This is a genomic window from Streptomyces sp. CoH27 (assembly GCF_020181035.1).
In the GTDB taxonomy this organism is placed as follows: Bacteria; Actinomycetota; Actinomycetes; order Streptomycetales; family Streptomycetaceae; genus Streptomyces; species Streptomyces camelliae.
In genome coordinates, this window is record NZ_JAIQYY010000077.1 from 1 (window position 1) to 7,782 (window position 7,782).

Genomic DNA, 7,782 nt, shown 5'->3' on the forward strand with positions numbered 1-7,782 from the left:
TGTCCGGATCCGGCATGGATCCACGCGGCTCACTCACGACGCCCCCGGTGAAGTCGTGCCCCTGCTAACCCGAGTCTAAGAGCTGTCCCACAAATGGTCGGTGGGGCGGCGGCACCAGGTGCTGAGCGGATACTCGCGAGACTCCGGCGTGGCTGCTGTGGCAGCCTACGGTCATGCCAGAGCTGCGCGTTCATGCAGGCCGCCACTACGTCCAGTTCCACTACGCGTTGCCGGACGACGCCTGGTGTGTGGAGCTGAGCGAGGCCGTGCCGGCGCCAGCTGCGTGGGCTGAGATTCCCAACGCACAGACCCACCTGCCCGGAGCTGCCTTCATGGTGGCGGTGATACCCGACGAGGACCCGAGCTTGGAGCCGGCCGTCCATATCCACAGCTCCGACGAGCACGTCATCCCCTACGAGATCATGCGCTGGTTCATGGAGCAGGTGGCCGAGCAGGTCGAACGCTGCTGCCTCGCGTTTGAGCAGGGAGCTCCTGAAGCGGTGGAATGATCATGCAGTGGCTGGTGTGATCACGGCGTCGGAGCCTGCCTGGATAGCCCCGTTCAGTGGACTGAGCCCGCGACAGTTCGGGAAGCTGATCACGGCGTTACGACGCGAGGGTGCAGACCCCGTTCGCAAGGGCCGGCCGTGGAGCCTGCCGCTGGAGGACCGGGTCCTGCTGGTCGCTGCGTACTGGCGCACCAACCTCACGCTGCGGCAGCTGGCACCGCTGTTCGGGGTATCGAAGTCGGCTGCCGATCGCATCATCGACCACCTCGGGCCCTCGCTTGCGCTCCAGCAGCGCAAGCGGTTCCGCAAGGACACCGTGCTGATCGTGGACGGCACCCTGGTCCCCACCCGCGACCACACCATCGCCGAGCAGTCGAAAAACAGTGGGAACTTTCCGGTGCGAAGGCTACCGTCGGCCGGGCCACGGTCATCGCGGACGGCGGCTATCGGGGCACCGGCCTGCTCATTCCGCACCGCCGTGAACGCGGCCAGACCGCACTGTCGGCTTGGAAAGAGGAGCACAACACCTCCCATCGCAAGGTCCGGGCCCGTGTCGAGCACGTCTTCGCGCGGATGAAGGCATGGAAGTTCCTTCGTGACTGCCGTCTGAAAGGCGACGGCGTTCACATCGCCATGCTCGGCATCGCCCGGCTGCACAACCTCGCCCTCGCGGGGTAACTCCCGCCGCATACGAGACCAGAGAGGCCCAAGGGAGGTGGCTCCCCGCATCCCCGGCTCGAAGGATGTTCAGTCGATACAGAACTCGTTGCCCTCAATGTCCAGCATCGGGATGCACGACTCGTTTTCCTCATCGGCATACAGCGTTTGCACGTGGGTCGCACCGAGCGCGACCAGTCGTGCACACTCGGCTTCGAGCGCGGCGAGGCGCTCGTCCCCCACGAGCCCGGTGCCGACCCGGACGTCGAGATGCACCCGATTCTTGACGATCTTGCCTTCAGGGACGCGCTGGAAGTACAGGCGCGGGCCCACGCCTGAAGGATCACTGCAGGCGGACCATGATCCGTGCTTCTCAGGAGGCAGGGTGCGGTTGAAATCGTCCCAGGTGGTGAACCCCTCAGGTGGCGGAGGCATGACGTACCCCAACACTTCACACCAGAAGCGAGCGAGGCGCTCGGGCTCTGCGCAGTCAAAGGTGACTTGGAACTTTTTGATCTCTGACATCGGCGCACCGTACCGCGTACCAGGGGGACCCCGCCCCTCATTTCCCCAGGCGGATCCGCCCGCCACCCGTCGCATCCTGGGCCCGCCTTGGACACCAAGTGATCAAACGAACAGTCCGGGAGAACGACGCGACCGTGGCGGCGGAGCGCCCCAGTGGTCCTCATGATCCAGTCCTGACCAACCACCTTCAGGCCAAGATCAGTTGCGGGACAGCCCTTAGGGCTTGCAGATCATCAAGGTGTTGCTTCCCGTCCCGTGGCTCGTTGGTGTGGTATGCGCATCCCGGACGAGGTCCGTACCCAACTCGCTGTGAAGTTCGCGGTGTTGTTCCCGCATCTGGATGAGCGGCAGCGACGGCTACTGATGGCCGCAGAGGCCCGTGTCCTGGGACACGGTGGTGTTCGGGCCGTTGCGCGGGCGGCCTCGGTGAGTGAGACCACGGTCCGCAAGGGCGTGTTCGAGCTGGAGACCGGCGAGGAGCCTCTGGGGCGGGTGCGGCGGCCCGGCGGCGGCCGCAAGAGGGTCGCAGATCTCGATCCGGGGCTGCGGCCGGCACTGCTGGCGCTGGTCGAGCCGGACGAGCGCGGTGATCCCATGTCGCCACTGCGGTGGACGGTGAAGTCGACCCGCACGCTGGCGCGGGAGCTGGCCCGGGCCGGGCACAAAGTCAGTGCGGACACCGTCGCCGACCTGCTGCGCGAGGAAGGCTTCAGTCTGCAGGCCAACGCCAAGACCATCGAGGGCAGCCAGCATCCGGACCGGGATGCCCAGTTCCGCTATCTCAACGAGCAGGCCCGCGATCACCGGGATGCCGGCCAGCCGGTGATCAGCGTGGACACCAAGAAGAAGGAACTCGTCGGCGAGTTCAAGAACAACGGCCGCCAATGGCGGCCTGCGGCTGACCCGGCGCCGGTGAACGTCCATGACTTCGCCGACCCCCAGCTGGGCAAGGCCGTCCCGTACGGGATCTACGATCTCGCGGCAACCACCGGCTGGGTCAACGTGGGCACCGATCACGACACCGCCGCGTTCGCAGTGGAATCGATCCGCCGCTGGTGGTCCGGCCAGGGCCGGGCCGCCTACCCGCAGGCGACACGACTGCTCATCACCGCCGACGCGGGCGGCTCGAACGGCTACCGCACCCGAGCCTGGAAGCTCGAACTCGCCCGGCTCGCTGCCGAAACAGGACTGACAATCACCGTCTGCCACCTACCGCCGGGCACATCGAAGGTCGGGTAGCCGGAGGGATTCGCACCCTCCGGCTCCCACAGATCCGTACGTGACGATCTCTCGTCATACGGCTCTTGTCATCCTGATCACCAGGCCAGGGAGGGGGAAGTGACCCATCTCCACTGCGCGAACATCCCCGGGCGGCGTTTAGCTGCCCGCTGGAAGGCCGCGATGGCCTTCCTCATCGCGCGAAACCGTCTGTACTTGTTGCGTAGCCAGCGCACCAGGTAGGCGTTGATGCGCATCAGAAGTGGATACAGGACCGATCGGTAGAACCGGCCGTAGTACTGCATCCAGCCCGCGACGATCGGATTGATCCGCTGCGCGAGTTCTTCCACGGTGAGGTTGACCCGCCGGTGGAGCCGCCAGGAGCGGACCTCCTCGCCGAGTCGTTTGAGGGCGTCCCTGCTGACCGCGGGACGGAACGACCATCTGATACGGCCGTTCTTGTCCCGCATCTGGCGCTGTTGGAACGTGAACCCCAGGAACGTGAAAGACGTGTGCTCGTACGAGCCGCGCCGCAATCCGTCCTGGCAGTACACGATCCGGGTCTTGGCCGGGTGCAGACGCAGCCCGACCTCGGCCATCCTGTCCGAGAGCGCGGCCAGCACATGGCGGGCCTGGCGCTCGGTGACGCAGTGCACGACCGCATCGTCCGCATAGCGTTCGAACGAGACAGCAGGGAACTCCCGCGCCATCCAGACGTCGAACGCGTAGTGCAGGAACAGGTTCGCCAAGACGGGAGAAACCGGGGCTCCTTGGGGCGTCCCGCACTCCCGTTCCAGCAGGGTGCCGTCGGGCATCTTGAGCGGGGCAGCAAGCCACCGCCGCACATACAACTTCACCCAAACGGCGTCGGTGTGCGCTTCCACCGCCTTGACCAGGAGGTCCCAGGGCACACTGTCGAAGAACTGGGAGATGTCGAACTCAACTACCCAGTCCCGTTTCCAGCTGCGTTCCCGACACTTCTCCACGGCATCCAAGGCGGACCGTCCGGGCCGGTATCCGAAGCTGTCCGGATGGAAAATAGGATCCACCCTCCGCACCAGATGCCGGGCCACGACCGTCTGAGCCACACGATCAGCGACGGCCGGAATCCCGAGGATTCTCTCACCGCCGCCATGTGGCTTGGGAATAGCCACCGCACGCACCGGCGGAGGAAAGTAGGAACCCGACGACATCCGGTTCCAGACCCTATAGAGATTGTTCTTCAGGTCCTTCTCGAAGTCGGCGATGCTCTGTCCGTCCACTCCCGGTGCTCCCTTGTTAGCCCTGACTTCCTCCCATGCTTCCTTGACTTCCCACTTAGAAATCTCAAACGGCTTGGCCTGTGACTTCAACTGGCTCATCGAACTCCTCCCGGACGCCGTCCGGTTGATGCGATCAACACAGTCACGGACGACCCGGCCCCTTCGCTCCACCCCCGTTACAGGGGCTTCACCACTACTACGAGCCGGTCCGCCGGCACGTCCCGCGTCGGTACTCGGCCCCTTCGCGGCACAACCGCTCGGGGTGCTCCCTCTCGCCCGCCCCTACCAGGACGGGCTGTATCGGTACGCGCCTTCTCCTGTTCCACATGACCGCGGCAGATCAGGTTCACGTCGTCTCCATGCCGGACACCGCCTGGCCAGTCGGCGGGCTCCCGCCAGGCTTATCCCGGGACGGTTCCAAGCTTCCCGGTTTTGATGTCGTCGGAATCTTTTCGACACGTCAGCAACGATTCACTTGCGTTCGTCTCCCTGATCCCCACCTGACGCCTCTTGGACGCCTTCTCCTCATCGCTCACCACGACAGTCTTCGGCTAACGCGGCATGAGGCGGTTTGAAGCCTCCCCCCGCAGGGCGACTTCGAAGGGCCAATCCTTCATCGGTCACGCAGCACTGCTTCAAGAAACTCGTCCTACATCGAATTCCCCTCTGCATTCAGGACACACTGGAACAAAATCGAGCACCGGCTCTTCTCACACATCACCATGAACTGGCGCGGCCGCCCGCTGACCAGCCACGAAGTCATCGTCCACTCCATCGCCGCGACCACCACCCGCACCGGACTGCGCGTCATGGCCGAGCTGGACACCAACACCTACCCCACCAGAGTCCAGATCGGCGACGCTGAGATGGTGGCCCTGCCACTGACCCGACACCCCTTCCACGGCGACTGGAACTACGCCGTGCACCCCCATCCGTGCCCCGCCATCCCAGCACCCTGGGCTCCGCAGAAGCCGGCCCCGGAGTGGGACCATGCTCTGCTGTCCGACCCCGCCCTGACCGGCATGTCCCGGCAGCAACTGAGCGACCTCACCGACACTTTGGCCCTTGACGGCGACGTCAAGCGCGGCCGCCCGCCCCGACTCGCCTTCCCCGACCAGGTCCTGGCGACCGTCCTTCACCTGCGGGTCACCCTGGCCGCAGAACCCCTCGCCGTGCTGTTCGACAGCAGCCGGACCGCCATGCACCGCACCCTGCTGAAGATCAGGACACTGCTCAAGGCGCACAGCATCGTCATCCCGCCGGCAGCCACCCCGCCCTCCGCCCTCACAGCCCTCCAGGCCCGGGTTCAAGCCCTGAGCAGTGACCCCAGCAGCATGATCAAGACATCGTGTTAATGATCTGCAAGCCCTTAGTCACCCCATGACAGCCAAGATCCCAACTCCAACACGGCAAAGGCCAGGTCAGCAGCCACTCACTGGATCAAAACCCACTGCCGACCAACCCACTGCCACAACCCCGAACACTCACAGGCGCCATCGCGGCGATGCTGTTGGGGCCGTTGCTCCTGGGTGACGGAGTTGATGTCCTGGTCGGCCGGGGGCCCTGCTGGGGTGTGGCGGTCGGGGCGACGGCGGGGGCCCTGCTCGCGGCCCTGGCGGCGGTGCGCCGCCGCAGTCTGGGGATGGTGGCACCGCTGCCGGTCGTTGCTGTGGCCGTTGTCACGGCGGGGGCGGTGCTGACGTCGCACGGTCCGCTGGCCACGCGGCTGGTGCGGTGGGCCGTGGCGGTGTTCCCGGCGATGGCCGCGGCGGAATGCGCGGTGGTCGTCGTGGCGCTGGCGGCAGTTGCGATCCGGTTCCGGTTCGGGATGAAGCGGACGGGCCGTGCCTGAGAACATGCGGCCCCGTCTGCGCCCGGCGTCCGTCCGGCGTGAGCGGCCGGCCCCCTGGCTTCTTGTGCTGCGTGCGGCGACGTGGCTGGTTTCGGCGGCTCTGCTGCTCGGCTGCGAGGCGACCTGGTACGCGTGCCGATCCCTGACGCACGGCCTGACCACCTCCGACGCGCTCGACGCGGTGCGCGGCAGGGCGCCCCGGCATCTGGACAACTCGGTCAACCTGCTGCTCATCGGTCTCGACTCGCGCAAGGACATGAACGGCAACGACCTGCCCCGGCAGTTCGTCCAGACCGAGTTGCACGCCGGGTCGAGCGACATCGGCTACTACAACACCAACACCCTGATCCTCATGCACATCCCGGCTTGCGGCGGCAAAGTGCAGGCGTTCTCCATCCCGCGCGACGGCTACGTGCAGACCCTGAACGGCGACGGATCGGTCCAGGGCCACTTCAAGATCAAGGAGGCGTACGCCAACGCGTACACCACCGCGCACGACAAGTACGCCGCCCAGGGTCTCAAGGGTGCGGATCTGGAAGCGAAGAGCCGTGAGGCCGGCCGGGAAGCGACGCTGGCGACGGTGCAGCAGTTCACCGGTGTGCCCATCGACCACTTCGCCGAGGTCAATCTCCTCGGCTTCTACGACATCGCCAAGGTGTTGCAACCGATCACAGTCTGCCTCAAGCACCCAGTCAAGGGCCGTCATTCGGGCGCCGACTTCCCCGCCGGGGTGCAGCAGCTGAACGCCCGTCAGGCGTTGGCCTTCGTGCGGCAGCGGCACGGGGCTGGACGCCGGCGACCTGGACCGTACGCGCCGGCAGTAGGCGTTCATCTCCACGGTCACGCATCAGCTCAAGAGCGAGGGCGTGTGGGGCAGCCCGTCCAAGCTGCAGGGCCTGTTCGACATGGTGAAGAAGGACGTCGTCCTCGACAGCAGTTGGAACGTGCTCGACTTCGCCCAGCAGGCCCCCGACCTCACCGGCGGCAACGTCGTGTTCCACACCCTGCCCATCGAGGGCTTCGGCATCCGTAACCGCGAGGACGTCAACCTCGTGGATCCGGAGAAGATCAAGTCGATCGTGCAGCAAGCCTTCGGAGCGGCCACTGCCCCGTCCCCCGCGGCCTCCGGCACTACTGCGGCCGCACCCACCAGCGTGAATGTCCTCAACGGCAACGGCGGTCGGGGACTCGCTTCCGGGGCGCTGTCCTCTCTGGTCGAACTCGGCTACACGGTCGGTACGACAGGCAACACCGCCACGCAGCCTGCGACCACCGTCCGCTACGACGCCGGAGCACAGCAGGCGGCCCAGCAGATCGCCGGCCGGCTGCACGCCAGCACAGCCATTTCCAGTGCCGCCGTGCCCGCGGGCCACGTCGTCGTCGCCCTCGGCGAGGACTACACGCATCCCGGCCAGGTAGCCCCCACCCAGACGGCGACCGCTTCCGCGTCGAACACGGCAACGGCGGACGACTCCGGCCCGGCTGTGAAGGCGGGCGGTGCGCCGTGCGTCAACTGACCCGCCTCCGATGTCGAGAGGCCCGCATGGCGAACAGTGTGACTCGTGAGCGGTGATCCAGTGCGAGTCAGATGAGGCAGTGGAAGTGGGGCGCGTGTCAAGACTTCGTCAATCAGTTGCGTGATCTCGCAACTGTGGGGCTATGCTGCTGGAGGTTTGAAAGTAGGCACCTCGTTCGGTGAGGCGTCTTCACGGACACAGGCCACTGACCCCACGACGTCGAGAGACGCCCAGGGTCAGGA

The 7,782-nt window shown here is 66.0% G+C and carries 7 protein-coding genes and 2 pseudogenes; 7 read left to right on the forward strand and 2 right to left on the reverse strand.

The window, feature by feature from the left end; genetic code table 11:
- Window positions 1–173 precede the first annotated feature (173 nt).
- Together LE548_RS44795 and LE548_RS44800 are read left to right on the forward strand one after the other, a co-directional pair.
- Window positions 174–509 (forward strand): hypothetical protein, encoded by a 336-nt coding sequence (locus LE548_RS44795; RefSeq protein ID WP_225102791.1) that lies wholly within the window; start codon window positions 174–176, stop codon window positions 507–509.
- Between the two features lie 7 nt (window positions 510–516).
- A pseudogene (locus LE548_RS44800) lies at window positions 517–1,187 on the forward strand (transposase family protein).
- Between the two features lie 69 nt (window positions 1,188–1,256).
- Here LE548_RS44800 and LE548_RS44805 read toward each other — a convergent pair.
- On the reverse strand, window positions 1,257–1,691 hold the full coding sequence (locus LE548_RS44805; protein WP_225102792.1) for a VOC family protein: 435 nt from the start codon (window positions 1,689–1,691) through the stop codon (window positions 1,257–1,259).
- 273 nt (window positions 1,692–1,964) lie between these two features.
- On the opposite strand from LE548_RS44805, the pseudogene LE548_RS44810 reads away from it, so the two are divergent.
- Window positions 1,965–2,921: pseudogene (locus tag LE548_RS44810) on the forward strand (ISAzo13 family transposase); the annotation flags it as partial.
- Window positions 2,922–3,007: 86 nt separating this feature from the next.
- On the opposite strand, the gene ltrA reads toward LE548_RS44810, so the two are convergent.
- Entirely contained in the window at window positions 3,008–4,270 is a 1,263-nt protein-coding gene (gene ltrA, locus LE548_RS44815; protein WP_225102793.1) for a group II intron reverse transcriptase/maturase, read from the reverse strand.
- A gap of 509 nt (window positions 4,271–4,779) precedes the next feature.
- Here ltrA and LE548_RS44820 point away from each other — a divergent pair.
- From LE548_RS44820 to LE548_RS46345, 4 genes are all read left to right on the forward strand, one after another.
- Window positions 4,780–5,526: a hypothetical protein gene (locus tag LE548_RS44820; protein ID WP_374116268.1), complete on the forward strand. Its 747-nt coding sequence runs from the start codon at window positions 4,780–4,782 to the stop codon at window positions 5,524–5,526.
- Window positions 5,527–5,675: 149 nt separating this feature from the next.
- On the forward strand, window positions 5,676–6,023 hold the full coding sequence (locus LE548_RS44825; RefSeq protein ID WP_225102794.1) for a hypothetical protein: 348 nt from the start codon (window positions 5,676–5,678) through the stop codon (window positions 6,021–6,023).
- Window positions 6,016–7,056 (forward strand): LCP family protein, encoded by a 1,041-nt coding sequence (locus tag LE548_RS46340; RefSeq protein WP_225102795.1) that lies wholly within the window; start codon window positions 6,016–6,018, stop codon window positions 7,054–7,056. The genes LE548_RS44825 and LE548_RS46340 overlap by 8 nt, the downstream gene beginning before the upstream one ends.
- A gap of 121 nt (window positions 7,057–7,177) precedes the next feature.
- Window positions 7,178–7,540, forward strand: coding sequence for a LytR C-terminal domain-containing protein (locus LE548_RS46345; protein WP_225102796.1), 363 nt, complete (start codon window positions 7,178–7,180; stop codon window positions 7,538–7,540).
- The last annotated feature ends 242 nt before the right edge of the window (window positions 7,541–7,782 follow it).

What these genes read in the sequence shown, in the direction of transcription:
- LE548_RS44795 (WP_225102791.1), top strand. Translation starts at nt 174, where the DNA reads ATGCCAGAGCTGCGCGTTCATGCAGGCCGCCACTACGTCCAGTTCCAC.
- LE548_RS44805 (WP_225102792.1), bottom strand. Translation starts at nt 1,691, where the DNA reads ATGTCAGAGATCAAAAAGTTCCAAGTCACCTTTGACTGCGCAGAGCCC.
- ltrA (WP_225102793.1), bottom strand. Translation starts at nt 4,270, where the DNA reads ATGAGCCAGTTGAAGTCACAGGCCAAGCCGTTTGAGATTTCTAAGTGG.
- LE548_RS44825 (WP_225102794.1), top strand. Translation starts at nt 5,676, where the DNA reads ATGCTGTTGGGGCCGTTGCTCCTGGGTGACGGAGTTGATGTCCTGGTC.